The sequence below is a fragment of the Streptomyces sp. NPDC001634 genome (genome assembly GCF_040298185.1).
Taxonomy (GTDB): Bacteria; Actinomycetota; Actinomycetes; order Streptomycetales; family Streptomycetaceae; genus Streptomyces.
Window position 1 is genome coordinate 84,151 of the sequence record NZ_JBEOZU010000032.1, and the last position, 18,752, is coordinate 102,902.

14 protein-coding genes and 1 pseudogene are annotated in these 18,752 nt (G+C 70.2%); 8 read left to right on the plus strand and 7 right to left on the minus strand.

The window, feature by feature from the left end; translation table 11 throughout:
- Nucleotides 1–126 precede the first annotated feature (126 nt).
- Nucleotides 127–1,713: a Na+/H+ antiporter gene (locus ABT186_RS22600; protein WP_351224407.1), complete on the plus strand. Its 1,587-nt coding sequence runs from the start codon at nt 127–129 to the stop codon at nt 1,711–1,713.
- 264 nt (nt 1,714–1,977) lie between these two features.
- Here ABT186_RS22600 and ABT186_RS22605 read toward each other — a convergent pair whose 3' ends face one another.
- The gene (locus ABT186_RS22605) at nt 1,978–2,670 is read right to left on the minus strand and encodes a TetR/AcrR family transcriptional regulator (protein WP_351224405.1); all 693 of its coding nucleotides are present in this window, start codon (nt 2,668–2,670) and stop codon (nt 1,978–1,980) included.
- A 53-nt stretch (nt 2,671–2,723) separates the two neighbouring features.
- Here ABT186_RS22605 and ABT186_RS22610 point away from each other — a divergent pair, with 53 nt between their 5' ends.
- Nucleotides 2,724–3,842, plus strand: coding sequence for an FAD-dependent oxidoreductase (locus ABT186_RS22610; protein ID WP_351926458.1), 1,119 nt, complete (start codon nt 2,724–2,726; stop codon nt 3,840–3,842).
- A gap of 138 nt (nt 3,843–3,980) precedes the next feature.
- A complete protein-coding gene (locus tag ABT186_RS22615) occupies nt 3,981–4,478 on the plus strand; it encodes a hypothetical protein (RefSeq protein ID WP_351224401.1) in 498 nt (165 codons plus the stop codon).
- Here the strand turns inward: ABT186_RS22615 and ABT186_RS22620 are convergent.
- The 6 genes from ABT186_RS22620 to ABT186_RS22645 all read right to left on the minus strand — a co-directional run bounded on the left by ABT186_RS22620 (nt 4,465) and on the right by ABT186_RS22645 (nt 14,319).
- A complete protein-coding gene (locus tag ABT186_RS22620; protein WP_351224468.1) occupies nt 4,465–6,645 on the minus strand; it encodes a pectate lyase-like domain-containing protein in 2,181 nt (726 codons plus the stop codon). The two genes, ABT186_RS22615 and ABT186_RS22620, sit on opposite strands and share 14 nt — an antisense overlap.
- A 399-nt stretch (nt 6,646–7,044) precedes the next feature.
- A complete protein-coding gene (locus ABT186_RS22625; protein WP_351926460.1) occupies nt 7,045–8,190 on the minus strand; it encodes a substrate-binding domain-containing protein in 1,146 nt (381 codons plus the stop codon).
- A gap of 37 nt (nt 8,191–8,227) precedes the next feature.
- Nucleotides 8,228–9,340 carry an ABC transporter permease gene (locus tag ABT186_RS22630; RefSeq protein ID WP_351926462.1) on the minus strand — a complete coding sequence of 371 codons (1,113 nt, stop codon included), beginning with the start codon at nt 9,338–9,340 and terminating at the stop codon, nt 8,228–8,230.
- Nucleotides 9,337–10,884, minus strand: a complete 1,548-nt coding sequence (locus ABT186_RS22635; RefSeq protein ID WP_351926482.1) for a sugar ABC transporter ATP-binding protein — start codon at nt 10,882–10,884, stop codon at nt 9,337–9,339. Before ABT186_RS22635 ends, ABT186_RS22630 begins: the two co-directional genes overlap by 4 nt.
- A complete protein-coding gene (locus tag ABT186_RS22640) occupies nt 10,874–13,750 on the minus strand; it encodes a SpoIIE family protein phosphatase (RefSeq protein ID WP_351926464.1) in 2,877 nt (958 codons plus the stop codon). Before ABT186_RS22640 ends, ABT186_RS22635 begins: the two co-directional genes overlap by 11 nt.
- Before the next feature lie 71 nt (nt 13,751–13,821).
- Nucleotides 13,822–14,319, minus strand: a complete 498-nt coding sequence (locus tag ABT186_RS22645; protein ID WP_351926466.1) for a hypothetical protein — start codon at nt 14,317–14,319, stop codon at nt 13,822–13,824.
- A gap of 109 nt (nt 14,320–14,428) precedes the next feature.
- On the opposite strand from ABT186_RS22645, the pseudogene ABT186_RS22650 reads away from it, so the two are divergent.
- The 5 genes and pseudogenes from ABT186_RS22650 to fusA form a co-directional block, all read left to right on the plus strand.
- Nucleotides 14,429–14,539, plus strand: a pseudogene (locus ABT186_RS22650) (LacI family transcriptional regulator); the annotation flags it as partial.
- 136 nt (nt 14,540–14,675) lie between these two features.
- Entirely contained in the window at nt 14,676–14,975 is a 300-nt protein-coding gene (locus ABT186_RS22655; RefSeq protein WP_351926468.1) for a substrate-binding domain-containing protein, read from the plus strand.
- 217 nt (nt 14,976–15,192) lie between these two features.
- Nucleotides 15,193–16,428 carry a serine hydrolase domain-containing protein gene (locus ABT186_RS22660; protein ID WP_351926470.1) on the plus strand — a complete coding sequence of 412 codons (1,236 nt, stop codon included), beginning with the start codon at nt 15,193–15,195 and terminating at the stop codon, nt 16,426–16,428.
- A gap of 108 nt (nt 16,429–16,536) precedes the next feature.
- On the plus strand, nt 16,537–16,710 hold the full coding sequence (locus ABT186_RS22665; protein WP_351926472.1) for a hypothetical protein: 174 nt from the start codon (nt 16,537–16,539) through the stop codon (nt 16,708–16,710).
- A 129-nt stretch (nt 16,711–16,839) separates the two neighbouring features.
- The coding region (gene fusA / locus ABT186_RS22670; RefSeq protein ID WP_351926474.1) for an elongation factor G at nt 16,840–18,752 on the plus strand (1,913 nt) is incomplete at its 3' end.

Genomic DNA, 18,752 nt, shown 5'->3' on the forward strand with positions numbered 1-18,752 from the left:
TCGGATCCTTCCGGACACCGGACGGTCGCTGCTCCAGGTCGGCTGCATCACCGCCCGAGGTCGGTTACGTTGGTAAAGCACCTGGTCAGAGGGGGGTAACAAGCCGTAACCCACCGGGGACGCTCCATGACCGGCCTGATCGTCGTCCTGCTGTTGGTGGTCCTGGCGACAGCCGTGGCGACCGGAGCCCGGCGCTGGAGCTTGCCCGCCCCCTCGCTCCTCGTGGTTGTGGGTCTGGTCGTAGGGCTGATGCCCTGGGTTCCGGAGGTGCGCCTGCCGCCTCACGTGATCAACGTGCTGGTGCTGCCGCCGCTGCTCTACGCCTCGGCGGGGGAAATCTCCGTCCGCGACCTGCGCACCGTGTGGCGGCCTGTGACCGGCCTGGTCTTCGGCCTGGTCGTCGCCTCGGCCATCGCCGTCGGGTACGTGGCCGCCGAGATCACCCCGCTCACCGCCGCGACCGCGTTCATCCTCGGCTCTGTCCTGGCCAGCACCGACCCCGTGGCCGTGACCGCGCTCGGCCGGCGCCTGTCCCTCCCACCGCGCGTGCAGGCCATGGTGCAGGCGGAAAGCCTGTTCAACGATGCCACCTCACTGGTCCTGTACAAGGTCGCCGTGGCCACCGCGGTGTCCGGCAGCGCCATCAGCGTGCCCGGGACCGTTGAGCAGTTCCTGATCCTTGCAGGCGGAGGAGCCCTCATCGGCGCGGCGGTCGCCGCAGTGGTGGCCCTGATCCGCAGACGGACCGACGACCCCATGCTGGAGACCGTCATCGCGTTGGTCACTCCCTACGCCTCCTACGTCATCGCGGAGCAATCGCACACCTCCGGCGTGACCGCCGTCATCGTGTCCGGGGTCGTTCTCGGCAGCACCGGCCACAAGCTCGGCAACGCCTCCGTCCGCATCCAGGTCCACGCCGTCTACGACACCGTGACCTTCCTGCTGGAGAGCGTCGTCTTCGCCCTGATCGGCCTCGAGCTGCCCTCCGCCGTCCGCCAACTCGCGCACGACGAGCACGGCTGGCCGCTGTGGGTGCCGGTGATCGCCTTCACTCTGCTGGCGATCCGCCTGCTGTGGATCTTCCCGCTGTCCGCCCTGATCCACCACCGGCACGGGGAAGGCGACAACCGCCTCTCCTGGCGCGTTCCGGCCGTCCTGTCCTGGGCGGGCACCCGAGGCGTCATGCCGCTGGCCGCCGCGCTCTCCATCCCCCTGGCCACCCACACAGGGGCGCCGTTGCCGCACCGCGCGCTCATTCTCACGCTCACCACCGGGACCATCGCGCTCACTCTCATCTTCCAGGGTTTCACCCTGGCCCCTGTCGTCCGCCGCTCCGGGATCGCTCTGGAACCAGAGCACACCGCCCGCGAGGAGGCCCGGACCCGCCGGCGCATTGCCTACGCTGCTCTCGAAGAGCTCAAACTGCTTGGCGATCTGGATCAGCTCGCCGATCTGGGTGCCGCCGCCGAGGCCGCCCTGAAACAGGCCCGTCGTCATCTGGAAGCGCGCATCCACCAGGTTGAAGACGCCGACTTCAGCGACCCGGACGCCCGTCCTGCCGACGTCTACCGCGAGATACGCCGGACACTCATCGCCATCGAGGCGGCCGAGCTTCAGCGCCTCTACGAAGAGAACAAGATCAGCAACGCCACCCGGCGCCGGATCCAGCACGAACTCGACCTCGAAGAAGCCAGCCTCCGCCCCCGCGACTGACTGCCGGCCCCGGTAGCCCTGCTCATATGCTGAGGGGGCACGCGACAAGGCCTCGGCACTGGTCGGCCCATCCCCACCGACGGCAAGCTCACCAAGCAGAATCTCTGGCGGGAGGCGGGCGTCAGCCGGGCCACGACGAACCGGGCAACCGCAGTGCTCGTCGACTGGCACAGCTACGTCAGCCAGAGCACGGCAAGCGGCGCAAGCCCGCACGGCCCGTGGACACCGACCCCGGCCTCGCTCACATTCGGCAAGAGCAAAGCGTCACGCCGGCGGCCGGGTGAGTTTGGCGGCGACGGCGTCGAGGACCCAGTCCAGGCCGGTCGCGAAGGATTCCTCGGCGTCCACGTCCGTGCCGTCGTACACGGCCTTGGTCAGCGCCGGGAAGCGGCCCGTGGCCAACATTCTCGTCACGTGCGGGCCGGAGGCGCGCTGCCAGTCGCGCTTGGACAGGCCCGTGGCGCGCTCGGCCCGCAGGTTCGCGATCTCGCGCCTGATCGCGCCGGTGAAGTAGGCGCTGACTGTCTCCACGGCGCGCATGACGGTGTCGATGTCGGCGAGGCCGTCGAGTGCGGCGAGCGTGGCCTCGGTCACGGCGAGGCCGTTCGGGCCCAGGGCCGGGCGGCCGCCGAGCAGGTCGGCCAGCCATTCGTGACGGAGAGCGGCCTGCCTGGTGCGATGGGCGAGGGCGCGCAGCGCCTCCCGCCAGTCACCTGGCTGCTCCTCGGGGAGAATCTCGGCCTGGACCTCGTCCACCATGAGGTCGAACAGCTCCTCCTTGGTGGAGATATATCCGTACAGCCGCATCGGGCCGGCGTCCAGGCGGCCGGCGACCTTGCGCAACGACACCGCCTCCAGCCCGCCCTCGTCAGCCAGCGCGATGGCGGCGGCGACGATCCGCTCCCGGTCGAGCGGCACGGGGCGAGTCGGCGGCTCCGGCCGGTCCCACACAGTCATGGTCACATCGTACTGTTGCGATGCATTGTATTGAGGAAATACAGTGTATCGACATGAGACACCGCATCGCTGTGGTCGGGAGCGGTCCTGCAGGCCTTACCTTTGCCCGCGTCCTGCACCGCCATGACTACCCCGTCGCCGTCCTCGAACGCGATCCCTCCCCCGACGCCCGCCCCCCGGGCGGCACGCTGGACCTGCACGAAGGGCTGGGCCAGCTCGCACTGGACAAGGCGGGGCTGCTGGCGGAGTTCCAGGCGCTGTCTCGCCCCGAGGGGCAGGCCATGCGCATCCTGGACGCGGACGGAACCGTCCTGCGCGACTGGCGACCCCGTCCAGATGACCGGGCCAATCCCGAGATCGACCGCGGGCAACTCCGTGACCTGCTGCTCGGCCCTCTCGACGTCCAGTGGGGGCGGGGCGTGACGCAGGTGCTGCCGGGGACCCGGGATGGCGTACTGGTCCGGTTCGCGGACGGGCGACAGGAGACGTTCGACCTCGTGGTCGGCGCGGACGGCGCCTGGTCCCGGACCCGTCCGGCAGTCTCGCCGGTGACGCCGCACTACACCGGCGTCACCACGGTCGAGACCTCCCTCGACGACGTCGACACCCGCCACCCCGACCTCGCCCGGTTGATCGGCGACGGCTCCGTGGCTGTGTACGGCGTGAACCGAAAGCTCGTCGCCCAACGCAACAGTGGCGGCCACGTCAAGGTGTACGCCCAGTTCCGCGCGCCGCTGGACTGGCACACGAACCTGGACCTGGCCGACGTCGAGGCCGTGCGATCGAGCCTGCTGGCTCTGTTCGACGGCTGGGCCGCTCCCGTCCTCGACCTCCTCCACCACGGCACCGCTTTCGTCCACCGCCCCCTCTACGTCCTGCCCGTGACCCACACCTGGACCCACGTCTTCGGGGTGACGCTACTGGGCGACGCCGCCCATCTGATGCCCCCATTGGGGGCGGGCGCGAACCTCGCGATGCTGGATGGCGCCGAACTCGCCGAGTCCATCGCCACCGGCCCCGGAGACCTGGACGACGCCGTCCGCGCCTTCGAGGAACGGATGTGGGCACGGGCCGGCAGGTGGGCGAAGATCACGACGGCCGGTCTGGAACGCCTGGTGAGCCCGGACCCCGCCGAAGCCCTCGCCCTCTTCGACCAAGTCCAGCCATCCTGACCGTCCATATGCAAGGCGAGCCGGCGACGGCCACCACATGTCTCATGAGACACGTCAAAGTCTGGAGAAGGACGGCTGCCGCAACCAGCAGCCGGCGCGGAACCTCGCGCTGTCGACCTCAACGGCCGTGAGCGGAAAGTGCGGGCATGCGCCACCCACGCGGACGCCCTCCCCTGGAGCTGGTCCTCGACGCCGGCGGACGAGTGGTTCGGCGACCTGCGGGCGGTCCGCGGCTGCGTCCGCTCGACGCTGCGCGGCTACCAGGAGGCGGTGCGGCTGTTCTGCGACTACGCCGCCGACCCGGCCTACGGCTGGGCGGCCGAGTGCGAGCGCCGCTTCGGCACCTGTCCGATCCAGGTGTGCCACGAGTGGAAAACCGCCGAGCACATGCTGGAGCGCGAGGCCGCAACCCCGAAGGCCCGGAGATCGGTGAGTACGGCGTCCGCTACGTCCGCCACGGCAAGGCAGGGGAATACGCGACGGTCCTTTACGCGAGGCCGCCAGTTCCAGACCCCCACAAGGCAGCGGCAAGCCCTCGGCACGGCTGAGGGGCCGGCCGATGTGATGCGCACCTGGGCCGGCCGGCTCCTCTTTCCTGTGTGCCGTCGAGTCCCTGCCGGACTTACGGGTAGCTGACCAGATAGGCCACGTTGTTGCTGGGGGTGACCTGGTTGCCGGTGTTGTCGATGATGTGGTTGATGGTGCCTGCGCCACCAAGGACCGTGGTGACCATGCTGTGGAACTTCACCGTGGACGTGGTGGGCACCTCGATGGCATGGCCGAGCACCACGGAGGGGTTGTCGCGGAGATAGGCGTAGACACCCACACCCCAAGCCTCGTGGGAGGTGACCGAGTTGGCGACCTTGTACGAGGCGTAGCCGAGGTCGCCTCCACTGGTGGTCCAACCGGACTGGTCGGGCACGTCGTACGGAGTCTCGCTCTGGTAGAAGTACGTGCGGCCGCCGTTGCCGTTCCAGGTGGTCTGGTACTTCTGGTAGTGCTCGACCGCCAGGCCGTACATGGTGACGTTGTCGCCGTTGACGATCAGTCCGTTGACGGCCGGGTTGGTCGTCCAGCCGACGCCGTTGGTGTGGTCCGCCCGCCACAGCCACAGGTCGTCGCCGACGACGTCGTTGCTGTTGATCACCAGTGACTGGGTGGCCTTGCCGGCGATGTCACCGCCGATGCGGAAGAACACGTCGTGCAGGACGATCGGGTCGGCGGTGTGACTGGCGGCCGAGCCGGCCGGGCCGACCTGCATGAGGGTGTTGGAGTTGGTGGTGTTCGCGCTGATCAGCAGCCCGGCGATGTCGATACCGTCGACGTCTGCGGTGGTGATCGCGGTAACGCCGTTGTCCGGCACGAGGGTGGCCAGGCCCAGTCCGAGAACCACGGTGTCGGGGCGGGTGATGTCGAGCGGGGCGGACAGGTGGTAGACGCCCGGGGTGACGATCAGGTTCTGGCCCGCGGCGAGCGCATTGTTGATCGTCGTGGCGGTGTCACCGGGCTTGACGATGTAGAACTGACTGATCGGCAGCGAGGTGCCCGGAGCGGTGCCGTTGACCCAGTCCGGGCCCTGCACATTGGTGCGCACCGACGGGACGAACACCTGCCAGTTTCCCGAGCCGTCGACGTAGATGAACGGCTTTTCGCGCATCACCGGGCTCTGGGCGACGGTGGTGTACTGCGGATTGGGGAAGCTGGTCGCCGGGGCACCGGTGTCGCCGACGAAGACCATGTTCCAGTTGTGCCCGGTCCAGCCGCCGTTCATCGCGGTGTCCTGGGTGAGGAACTGCTGCTGGGTCCCGGAGTTGATCTGACCGGAGATCCGGGAGTTGCCGATGTAGCCGCCGCTCGACCAGTTGGTGCTGGTGCCGTGGGTGTCGTCCCACAGCTTCATGCTGCCGTGCACGTCCATCCGACGGAACGGGTCGGCCTGGGAAACGGCCCACATGGTGCTGCCCGAGCCGGGGCTCACCGACATGTTCTCGACGTCGCGCCAGAAGTTCTGGGTGGCGTTGCCGTCGCTGGTGTGACCCTCGACGTGCACACCGCCGCCGGTGATCGACACCTGGTCCGGTGACAGGCCCAGTCCGGAGACCTGCGTGTAGTAGCCGACGGGGATGTCGACGTTGTACGTGCCGGGGGTGAACAGCAGAGCGTTGCGCTGGGTGCCGAACTCATTGGTCTGCTGGGTGCTGTAGACCGAGTCGATCTTGGACTGGATGGTGGACGCCGGCATCGACGGGTCGAACACCGTCACGTTGGGGCCGAAGTCCGGCGTGTTCGACGGCGGGGTGATGCCGCCGGAGAGCGTGAAGGACTGGGCGCCGGTGCCGTTGCAGGTGTACTGCTGCAGTTGGACGCTGTCGGCGGTGGACGCCGACGGCACATCGAGGCACTTGCCGCTGTTGCGGTTGACGAAGTGGTACGTGCCGGAGGCCTCGGCGACCGGCAGCCACTGCTGGTTGGCGCCGCCGCCGTAGAGCCACAGCTGGGTCAGCGCGCCGTCGGCGGTGGAGACGTCGGTCTCGTCCCAGACCTGATTCGGCGCGGAGGCCACACCGATCCGGTAGTAGCCGCCGTCGGTCGCGGTGAACTGCCAGGACTGGGCGCCGGTGCCGTTGCAGGTGTACTGCTGCACGGCGGTGCCGTTGCCGGTGGCCGCGGCACGCGCGTCAACGCACTTGCCGCTGTTGGCATTGACGACGGTGGTGGGAGTGGTGGGGATGGCCGCGGCAGTGGCGCTCGGGGCTGAGACCAGCGCGATGCCGGCGGCGGTCGGCAGCAGGAGGGCGGCCATGAGGGCAGCTGTGCGTCTGCGGTGACGGTGGGCTCGGACGAGCACGGCGGGAACGTTGATCACGCGTGTCTCCTAGGTCGCCTCGTGGGGCGCGAAATGTTGATGGGACGTTAGGCGCCGTCCGACATGCCGTCAACACATCAAAAGATAAGTCGTGAACTATGTCTTGATGAAGGCAGGCACGAGGGAATGGTCCCAACGGTCCGTACAACAATCGGAGTTACTTGGTGGCCCAGTTGTCCGCGAACAACCTTCGCCCCAGCTCCGGGTGAGGCAGGCCGGTGTCGGCCAGGATCTTGCTGGTTGCTGTTGCCCGAGGTGGGCAGGTGCCCTGGCCGCGACCGGCACGGGGTTGCCGAACGAGCCGGTGAGCGACAGAGGCCAGTTCGTCAGCCGGCCCTAGACCCCCCAGATCTTCCGATAGGCCTCCCGATACCCGACTGGATCCCAAGCCGTACGCCCACCCGTGTTCTCATCCGTAGCCACATGCACCGGAGCCACATAACCGCTGGCAGGCGCCCCCGCGAAGGCCCGGTTGAACTCGTCGATCATCTGCCAGCCCTGCTGGGACAGGGGTTCCGGGACCGTCGCCGCCTGGTACTCCCTGCTGTTGATGCGCTGGAAGGCGGACGGGTCGCCGTCGCCCGCGCCGATGTTGTGCGGGGGGCCGGCGCCCTTTCTGCCTGCGGCGCGGAAGGCCGGGGCCGCGTCCGCGAAGTACAAGTCGTTGATGGCCGCGGAGTAGGTCCATCTGCTGCCCAGACGGTAGAGGAGGGACGAAACCTTCTGGGGGGTGAGCACGCTTGCGTCGGGGATCGGGATGTTCTCGTCGGCCAGGAGGCGGACGCCGGAGCAGGTGGCGAGCTGTTTGCTGATCAGATCGGACTTGTTCTTGGCGAACGGGATCGACGCGTCGGTGAAGATGACGACGCCCGCGTGGCCGTAGGACTGCGCGATGATCCAGTCGGCGGTGATCCTCGCGACGTCCCCGACGTTCGTGGTGATGTTGGTGAAGAGCTTCGGGTTCTTGCTGGGACCGGGCAAGTCGACCGCGTGCCACCCGATGAGCGGGATGTTCTCCGCATTCGCCTTCGCGACCTGCTGAGACGTTGCCTTGGGGTCGAAGCCGCCCAGAACGATCCCGGAGGGTTTGAGTGCGATGGCCTGGCTGAGCGCCGCCTGGATGCCGGTGGGTGTGCCCCCTCCGTCGATCACGTCGAACTTCCAGCCGACCGTGTTGGCGGCCTCCCGCGCACCCTGCACCGTGCCGGCGACGCCCGGGTTGGTCATCGTCTGGGCGACGTAGATGACCGACCGGCCCCGCACGACCTTCGGGCCGGTGGTGGGGCCGTTCCAGGCGGTACGGGGCTCTTCCGCCTGGTGAACGGAGGTCCTGGCCCTGGCCATGGCGGCGGGGCAACCGGATGTCGTCGGCCGTTCGGAGGGGCCGGCGCGGGTCGACGATCCACGCTCGCAGCCGATGGCGAGGGCGACGACCGCCCCGAGGGCGACGACCCGGAGGGCGGTCTTGCGGTTCGAGTGCACAGCTGCCTGCTCCTGGCGGAGGTGGAGTCTGGTCGGTTCAGGGAGCCTGTGGTGGGTCTGTGTCGGTTGTCCGTGTGGTGGTCTTCTTCGCAGGCTTCTGATGTGCCGCGGTGGCCGTGGCGTGGAGGCGGCGGCGGGCGGAGTAGCCGGCCAGTCCGACCGCGAGCAGCAGAGTGGCACCGTCGAACAGCGGGGTGACCCAGAAGTCGGCGCCCAACTGCTCGATGCCGGCCAGGCCGATGGCCAGGACGGCGACGGCGACGACGGTTCCCGCGGCGTTGGCGCGGCCCGGCTTGATGGCCGTGGAGCCGAGCAGGGCGCCGACGAAGGCCGGGAGCAGGTAGTCCATGCCGACGCTCGGGTTGCCGATCTGCTGCTGCGCCGCGAGCAGCACTCCGGCGAAGCCGACGACCAGGCCGGAGCCGGTGAAGGCGTAGATGCCGTAGCGGCGGGTGGGGATGCCGACCAGGTCGGCCGCGCGGGGGCTGGAGCCGATGACGTACAGATACCGGCCCAGCGGCAGCCGTTCCAGCAGCAACCACAGCGCCACGGCGAGCGCGAGGACGTAGTAGGCGGCGACGGGCAGGCCGAGGAACTTGGAGTCGTAGAGGTCGGTGAAGGCCCGCGGAAGACCTGCCGGGCCGGGGACGATCCGGGCGCCCCCGGTGATCCAGCCGGTGAAGGCGTACATCACGGTACCGGTGCCGAGGGTGGCGATGAAGGAGTCGATCCGGGCGAACTCGACCAGCAGGCCGTTGAACACACCGATGACTCCGGCGCCGACGATGACGGCGACGCAGGCCGTCGGCCAGGGCCAGCCGTCGGCCACGATCAGTTTCAGGACCATGACGTGGGCGAGGCCCAGGCCGTATCCGATGGACAGGTCGAACCTGCCGGTGGCGATGGGGATCGTCGCCCCGAGCGCGAGGATCGCGGAGATCGACTGGGTGGACAGGATCGAGGAGACGTTGTCCAGCGTCGGGAAGGTGTCCGGCCGGGCGAGGGAGAAGACGAGGAAGAGCAGCGCGGTCAGGAGCAGCAGACCGTAGGCGCCGGCGAGGTGACCACTCGCGCGGCCCAGCGGGGACCGGGGCCTGCGGGAGCCGGGCCCGCGGCCCGGAGGGGATTCGGGCGGGCGTGGCGTGGTCATCGCTCGGTCGCCGTACCGGTGATGGCGGGCATGGCCGAGGCCGTACGGGTCAGCTCGGTGACCGTGAGGTTGTCGCCGGTCAGCTCGGCGGTCACGGCCCCGCGGACGAATACCAGGGCACGGTGGCACACGTTGGCGATCTCCTCGAAGTCGGTGGAAATGAGCAGCACGGCGGCGCCGGCCGCCAGCGCGTCGTCGAGCAGGTGGTACACGGCGGCCTTGGCACCGATGTCGACGCCGGCGGTCGGCTCCTCCAGGATCAGCAGGCGTCGGCTGAGCCGGAGCCACCGCCCCACCATGACCTTCTGCTGATTGCCGCCGGACAGGGTGGCGATGCGGGCCTCGCTGTCGCGGGGCCGCACTCCGTACCGCTCGATCAGCGCCGTGGCCGCGTCGCGCTCGCGCCGCGGACTGATCCAGTGCAGCGCCCGCAGTCCGTCCGCCCTGGGGTTGGCCAGGAAGTTCTCGCGGACAGTGAGGTCCGGCAGACAGCCTTCCTCGTGGCGGTCGTTGGTCACGAAGCCGACGCCCGCGTCGACGCCGGCGGCCACGGTCCGCGGGTGGTACGGACGGCCGTCGAGCAGTACCCGTCCGTCGAGGATCGGCCCGGAGCCGGCGAGAGCGCGGCCCAGGGACAGGTGACCGGCCCCGGTGAGTCCGACCATCCCCAGGATCTCCCCGGACCGGAGTTCGAGGCCTACCGGCCCGGCGTCGCGCGTCCGCACTCCCTCCAGGCGCAGCAGGACAGGTCCGTCGGTGCGGGCGGTCGCGGGGTGATAGTCGGCCGGCTGGTGCCCGACGATCTCGCGCACCAGGCGGGCCGGGTGGTGGTCGGCCAGGCGCCCTTGGCTGATGAGGCGGCCGTCGCGGAGTACGGCGAAGCGGTCGGCGACCCGGTACACCTCGTCGAGCCGGTGGCTGACGTAGACGATGCCGTGGCCGCGGTCGCGCAAGGTGTGCAGCACGTCGAAGAGCCGGGCGCAGTCGGCAGCGGGCAGGCTGGCGGTGGGTTCGTCGAGCACGATGAGCGCGGCCCGGGTCGACAGCGCGCGGGCGATCGCGACCAGCGAGCGCTCGGCCCGGCCGAGGTCGGCGATCCGGGCGTCGGGGTCGAGGTGCCCGGCAACGATCTCCAGGGCCTGCGCGCAGCTCTCTCGCACCCGCCGCCAGGAGATCAGCCCGCAGCGGCGGGGAAAGCCGGTTCCCAAGGCGATGTTCTCCGCGACCGTCATCCATCCGACCAGTCCGAGGTCCTGGTGGATGAACGACATGTTCCGGGCGGCGGCGTCGGTGCCGAGCGGATGCCCGGCCACGGTCACTTCTCCCTCGTCCGCGTCATGGACGCCGGCGAGGATCTTGATGAGGGTGGACTTGCCGGCGCCGTTGGGCCCCAGCAGGGCGAGCACGCTGCCCCGGTGGACGTCGAGGCCGACCGAGTCCAGCGCGAGCGTGCCTCCGAACCGCTTGCTGAGACCCCGGATACGGACCAGGGGTTCCTCACTGCTGCGGTTCGCGGCGGAGCTTGTCGAGTCGTTAGAGGGCAGGGAGGTCCTCCCAGTCCATCATGGCCGGCTCGGGAAGAACACCGGGTGTCTCCAGGGCGCATTCGGCCCAGATGACCTTGCCGTCGGCGGTGTAACGGGTGCCCCAGGCCTGGGTGAGCTGTGCGACGAGGAACAGGCCCCGGCCGCCCTCGTCGTAGGTGGCCGCGTGGCGCAGGTGCGGGGCGGTACTGCTGGTGTCGGCGACCTCGCAGATCAGGCTGCGGTCGTGGATCAGGCGTACCTGGATCGGCCCGCTGCCGTAGCGGACGGCGTTGGTGACCAGCTCGCTGAGCACCAGTTCCGCGGTGAACGACACCTCGTCCAGGCCCCAGTCGCCGAGGCGGCGGGTGACGGCGGCGCGGATGTCGGAGACGCGGGCCGGGTCGGCGGGCAGCTCCCAGTGGGCGATCCGGTCGGGGTCCAGGGCGAGGGTGCGGGCGACCAGCAGCGCGATGTCGTCGCCGGGGTGCTCCGGTGCCACGGTCTCCAGGATCGCCCGGCAGGTGTCGTCGGGCGTGCGGTCCTGGTGGGCCAGGGTGCTGCGCAGCAGGTCGAAGGATGTGTCCAGATCCCGGTCGCGGTCCTCGACGAGTCCGTCGGTGTAGAGGACCACCTGGCTGCCTTCGGGAAGGTGGACCTCGGCGGACTCGAAGGGGAGGCCGCCCAGCCCGAGGGGAGGCCCGGCGGGCAGGTCGGGGAAGGTCACGGTGCCGTCGGGGAGGACCAGCGCAGGCGGGAGGTGGCCCGCGCGAGCCATGGTGGCCTGCTGAGAGGTGGGGTCGTAGACGGCGTAAAGACACGTGGCGCCGATGATGCCCGTGGCTTCTGCCGCCGACTCCTCGTTGCGCTCGTCCCGCGCCAGGCGCCCCACCAGATTGTCGAGATGGGTGAGGACCTCGTCGGGGGCGAGGTCGAGCTCGGCGAAGTTGCGTGCGGCCGTGCGCAGCCGGCCCATGGTGACGGCGGCGTGCAGTCCGTGGCCCACGACGTCGCCGACGACCAGGGCGACGCGGGTGCCGGACAGGGGGATGACGTCGAACCAGTCCCCGCCGACCTCGTACTCGGCGGGCTGGTACCGGTGGGCGACTTCGACGGCGCTCTGCTCCGGCAGCCGGCTCGGCAGCAGGCTCCGCTGCAGGGCCAGGACCATGGTGTGCTCGCGGGTGTAGCGGCGGGCGTTGTCGATGCAGATGGCTGCGCGCGTGGCGAGTTCCTGGGCCAGGGAACGGTCGTCGTCGCCGAAGGGGGCCGGGGTCCGGGAGCGGTAGAAGCTGGCGATACCCAGGACGACGCCGCGGGCGAGCAGCGGGACGGCGATCAGGGAGTGGACGCCCAGGGAGATCAGGCGCTCGGTGTGCTCGGGGTCCTGGGCGAGCCAGCCGCTCGCCACCCGCAGATCGGGTACCAGCACCGCCTGCTCCAGGGTCAGGCACTGGAACTGGGGCGTGGCGGGTCGGGGGTCGATCCGCTGGCCGACCGGGTAGAAGGGGAGGTCGTCGCCGATGCCGTGCATCACCACGCGATTCATGTCGATGCGCGGGTCGGCCGCCTCCTCGCCGCGCAGTACGGCCTCGGGCAGGTCGATGGCGACGTGGTCGGCGAGGCCCGGGACGGCCATCTCGGCGAGTTCGAGAGCCGTGCGGCTCACGTCCAGAGTGGTGCCGATCCGGGTGCTCGCCTCGGAGAGCAACTCCAGGCGGTGCCGTGCCGCGACGGCGTACTTGCCCACTCCCGGTTCGCCCACGAGTACCAGCCGCCTGTCGCCCGCCCTGTCGCCGGGGCCGGTGCTTTCGGGCTGCCCCGGGCCAAGAAGGGTCGAGGCGGCCGCGGACAGGCCCGTCGGCAGGCCGGTCGGCACACCGTGAAGGTGCCTGGGCGGCGGGACGGCGGGAGGGGTGGCATGCCGTGGCGGGGCCTCTCGTGATACGCCGAGGGAGCCGGCGACGGCGAGCAGCGGCGCCTCGTGATGCAGCACCGCCTCGACGGCGACGCCCTGCACACCGGACGGGCCCGTCACCACATGGCTGAGGAGGGTGAGCCGCCGGCCGTCGGAGAGGGTCACCTCGACCGCGACCCGCTGGGCCGCGGAGATCAGCTCGGCGGCCTTCTCCTTGAGGATCATCTGGTCGCGCCAGTCCAGTCCGCTCCGGGCCAGTTGGTCCACGGCGATCGGCTCACCGTCGATGACCGGTTCTCCGTTCCCCGCGTCGCGTTTGGCGTCCAGGTACGCCTGGAGCAGGGTGCGCTCACGCGCCGTGCTCTGCTCCAGGAGCCGGTGCTCGATGGCGCGGGCGCCCTTGCTGATCAGGGTGTCCATGACCGGGCTCGCGTCGGAGCGCGGACAGCCGAAGGAGAGAACGCCCTCGATGCGCCCGCTGAGCGGGTCACGGATGGGAATTGCCGAACAAGCGTTCGCTTGAGAGCGTTCGGCGAAGTGCTCCGCCCCATGGACCTGGCACAGTCGCCTTTCCGCCAGAGCTATGCCGATGCCGTTCGTCCCGGCGACCTGCTCGGCGAACACGAAACCCGGGATGACCTGGAATGCGGGCAGGTTCCGGGCCAGGGAGCGTTCTCCGAAGCGGCGTGCGAGCACCACCCCCTCCGCGTCGGCGAGGCCGATGTTCATCCGGCTGCCGGCGAACCTGAGCTGCAGCCGGTCGAGCACCGGGACGGCCGCGCGGACGAGGCGGACGTCCGGGTCGAAGTCCTGTCGATAAGGGAGCTCGATCTGGTCCGGGGAGAGACCCAGCAGCAGGCTGCGCTGCCACGAGTTGAGGATCAGACTCCGCACGCCCGCCTCGGCCGGCTCGCCCTTCAGGAAGCGTTCGCGCGCACGGGCGAGGTCGATGCCGCCTGCGGCCCCCATGTGCATCACTCCCCTCACCGGATCGCCGCTCTGCTCACCGGATCGCCGCTCTGCCGCTCTGTCGCCCCCTTTCAGGAACGATTGCATGCTGTAGGTAATTTTAGAACTTCTCTTGACAAACGCGGGTGTACTTGCCTTTTTCGGTCAAGATGGGGTCGAGGTGGGGCGCCATGTGGGGGAGTCGGGCGGCTGGGTTCCGCCGCGGTCGGCGGGCTCGATCCGGGCGCCGGGATCACACTGTCGGTCCCTTCGCGGTTACTCCTGGTCCTTGAGCTCGTCGATGCGGACGGGACCCCCGTGCCGACCGACTGGATGGCCGCGAGGGCGATGGACAGGGCGGCGCGGGCGTCCTCGCCGGTGACCGACGGAGTGCGGCCGGTACGGACGCTGTCTGTGAAGTCGGCGAGTCCGGCGACGTACGCGTCGTGGAACAGGTCCTGGTCGTAGGCGACGCACTCGGCGGCGACGCCCTCGGTGCCGTAGGCCGTCAGATGCGTGCGGCGGATGTCGCCCATCGTCAGCATGCCCGCCGAGCCGAAGACCTCGCCGCGGACGTCATAGCCGTACACGGCCTGGAAGCCGGCCTCGGCGGTGGCGAGGGCGCCGTTGCTCGAAGCGGATCGTGACCACGGCCGCATCGAGCAGGACCCGGTCCTTGAATTCGGGGCGGCGCCGGGCGTGGACGTCGTACGGACCGCCGACGACGAGGGCGCCCGCCAGGCCGTGGACCACCTGGTGGCGCTCGGTCACCGTGACATCGCCCATATCGACGGTGGCCGGGCGCCCGGCGCCGCCGACCGTCGCCGCGGCTACCGCACCGCGATGAACCGCCACGGCCTGGGCGAGCCTGTAGGGGTCCTGCCCGGCGGGTTCACCGAGGAGGAGGGCGTAGTGGCCGCCCGCACCCCTCCTGGCCGAGGGCCCCTTGCCCACGGCGGTCCTCGCCTTCAACCACCGCTGCGCGACCGGCGTCCTCGACGCCTTCCTGCGTGCCGGTGTGCCCGTCCCCGGCGAGGTCGCCGTCGTCGGCTTCGACGACAGCCGTCCGGCCCGCCTCGCCCCTATCGACCTCAGCGCGGTGGCACAGGACATCCCGCGCCTGGCGGAGCTCGCCGTCGGCCGGGCCGTCGCGCGCCTGGAAGGAGAGGCGGCGCCGACCGGAGAGACCGTCATTCCGCCGCGCCTCGTCGTCCCCGGTACCACGGCGGTGCCACGCGCGGACTGAGCCGTCACCCGGACGGCGTCGACCGCGTTGCGCAGGGCGCCGACCTGCGGCAGGGGGCGGGCGCTTTTATGCTGGGGGTTCGGGAACCTCGCGGCCTGTGTCCCACGGCAGCGCCGTGACCTGCGGCTCCTGTGCAGCCACGCCGTAGGCGGACACACCTCTCAACCCGCGTGCACGACAGACGCGGAAGGTGGCCTCGCATGGTTGGAGCCGGCCCATGACGCATGCCCGTACACGACTGCGCAAAATGGCCGCGGCGGCCGCTGCCGCGGGGATGCTCGCACTGCCGATCGCGGGCGTGACCTCATGCGGGGGCGGGGGACCGGCACCGCATCCCACGTCCACGTCGGCGTCCCCTGGGGAGGTCCGGCAGATCACTCCCGATGTGGCGCGGCAGCTCGACATCGTCATTCAGCGGGTCATGCAGGAGGCGAACGTACCGGGTGTGACGGTGGGCCTGTGGACGCCCGGACAGGGCACCTACGTGCGGTCGTTCGGGGTCGCCGACAAGAGCAACGGCCAGGCGATGTCGCCGGATCTGTACATGCGGATCGGGAGCGAGACCAAGACGTTCACCGTGACGGCGCTGCTGGAGCTGGTCGACCGGCACAAGGTGGGCCTGGACGATCCGATCGGGAAGTACGTCGACGGCGTGCCCAACGGAAACAAGATCACCCTGCGCGAGCTGGCCGCCATGCGCAGCGGGCTGTTCAACTACTCCGAGGACGAGAGCTTCTACGGGACGCTGACGTCCGATCCATTGCGGCCGTTCACCCCGCAGGAGCTCCTCGGTTACGCCTTCAAGCACCCTGTGTTGTTCCCGCCGGGCAAGAAGTTCAAGTACTCCAACACCAACCTCATCCTGCTCGGCCTGGTCATCGAGAAGGCCACCGGTCAGCGGCTCACGGACTTCCTCCAGAAGAACATCCTCGCGCCGGCAGAACTGAACCACACGCTCCTCCCGGTCGACGCGACGTTCCCGGCGCCGCACGCCCAGGGATACACGGACCAGACCGCGAGCGGGGACGTCGAGGACGCGGCCGACTGGAATCCCTCCTGGGCCTGGGCGGCCGGCGCGATGATCTCCGGTCTCCAGGACCTGCGCGTCTGGGCCAAAACGGTGGCCACGGGCAAACTGCCGGACGGCCACGACCTGATCAGCCCCTCCCTGCAGAAGCAGCGGCTCACCATGCCCCCGACCCCCGTGCCGGGCATCGGGTACGGCCTCGGCCTCTTCGGTGTGCAGGGCTGGCTCGGGCACAACGGTTCACTGCCGGGCTATGAGTCCCTTGCCGTCTATCTGCCGTCGGGGAAGGCGACCCTCGTCGTCCTGCTGAACACCGACATCAACCATGAGGGCCAGGAGCCCAGCACACTCATCGGCGAAGAAATCACGAAGATCGTCACCCCGGGTCACGTCTTCAACCTGCCTGCGGAGCCCGCGGCCAGGTGAGGACCCGGCCGGCAGCGTGTGCAAGTGCCCTGCCGTTCCCCGCCGTTGCCCGCCTGAGGAAAAAAATCCCGTGCTCCGCCCCCGACCGGCTCCCTACACTCACCACACATGGCGCGCCGCCACATCCTCGCCGCGCGTCCCGTGACCAGTGAGGGGAGCCCGGCCGTGCGTGAGCGCACCGCTGTCGTCGTTCCCCCCTCACGGTACGAGGTGATCCTCGTGTCTCCGTACGTCCGGTACCGGCTGCGCGGCCGGGACCGGATGCCCGTGACGAACATCTGACCTCTGCCTCCCCCTTGGCCGTGTGCGCCGCGCAGGGATGCGGCGGAGGTCCCAACCCGGCCTGACCGCAGGCCCGTTCGTCCGGGAATCGCGCCGCCCTGTTCGGATCACCCTGAAAGGCCCTGGGCCGTGCGTACCGACCTGCACCGTCAACTCACCAGTCCGCTCACCGCCGTTCGCAACCTGGGCATCCTCGCCCATGTCGACGCCGGGAAGACCACCGTCACCGAGCGGATCCTTTACCTCACCGGTACCACCCACAAGCGTGGCGAGGTCCACGACGGCACGACCGTCACCGACTTCGACCCGCAGGAGCGCGACCGCGGCATCACCATCTTCGCCGCTGCCGTCAGCTGTGTCTGGGACGGACACCGGATCAACCTGATCGACACCCCGGGCCATGTCGACTTCGCCGACGAGGTCGAGCGCTCGCTGCGCGTGCTGGACGGCGCGATCGCCGTGTTCGACGCGGTCGCGGGCGTCGAGCCGCAGAGCGAGTCGGTGTGGCGGCAGGCCGACCGGTACGGGGTGCCGAGGATCGCCTTCGTCAACAAACTGGACCGCGCGGGTGCCGACCTCGACACCGCGGTCGAGTCGATCCGGCGGCGACTGCATCCGGCCCCGCTCGTCGTGCAGATGCCGATCGGCACGGAGGACGGGTTCACCGGAGTCGTGGATCTGCTGCGCATGCGGTCGCTGGTCTGGGCCGACGGCAGCGACACGGCTGAGGAGGGCCCGGTGCCTGACGCCCTGCGCGACGAGGCGCAGCGGCGCCGCGGGCTGCTGGAGGAGGCCGTGGCCGAACTCCACCCCCTGGCGCTGGAGGAGTTCTGCGCCGGCTCCCCGCTCTCGGCGCGCACCCTGGCCCTGGCGCTGCGCGATCTCACCCGTACCGGTGACGGCGTGGTGGTGTTGTGCGGCTCGGCCTATCGCAACCGCGGGATCGAGCCACTGCTGGACGCCGCCGTGGCCTACCTGCCCTCGCCGCTGGACGTGCCCGCGGTGCGGGGCACCGAGGACGGTACGGAGCAGGAGCGGGCGGCCGACCCGGGGGCACCGTTCGCGGCGCTGGCGTTCAAGGTGAACGCCACCGCCACGGGCCGGTTCACGTATCTGCGCATCTATTCGGGAACCCTTCGGAAGGGAGAGACGGTGATGGACGCGGGCACCCGCCGATCCGAGCGGATCGGCCGGATCCTGCGGGTCCAGGCCGACCGGCACACGGAACTGGACCGGGCCGTGGCCGGGGACATCGTCGCGGTGGTCGGGCCGAAGTCGGCCCGCGCCGGATCGACGCTGTGCGCTCCCGGGGCACCGCTGGTCCTGGAACCGCCGACGGCCGCCGATCCCGTCGTGTCCGTCGCGGTCGAGGCCGGCCGCGGCACCGACACCGAACGCCTGGTGACGGCGCTGGCACGGCTGGTCGAGGAGGACCCCTCGCTGACCGTCCGCACCGACCCCGAGACGGGTCAGACGGTGCTGTCAGGCATGGGTGAACTGCATCTGGAGGTGGCGGTGGAGAAGGTCCGCCGCCTGCACAGGCTGGACGTCAACGTCGGCCGGCCGAGGGTGACCTACCGGGAGACGGTGACCCGTGGGGTCTCCGGGCTGGTGTACCGGCACGTCAAACAGGACGGCGGAGCGGGCCAGTTCGCCCATGTCGTCCTCGACGTGGAGCCCCTGGAGGCCGGCGACGACGGCGCGTCCGGCTTCGAGTTCCGCTCGACCGTGATCGGCGGCCGGGTGCCGCAGGAGTACGTGCGCGCGGTGGAGGCCGGCTGCCGGGACGCCCTGGCCGAGGGGCCGCTGGACGGTCACGTGGTGACCGGGCTGCGCGTCGTGCTGACCGACGGGGCGACCCACCCCAAGGACTCGTCCGAGATGGCGTTCCGCACGGCCGGCCGGTTCGCGCTCCGGGAGGCGCTGCGGGCCTGTGCCATGGTCCTGCTGGAGCCGGTGGCCGAGGTCACCGTCACCGGCCGTGCACACCGACCGGCACGACACCCCGGGGAGCGGTCATGCTGCTGGCTGAGACAGGGGCA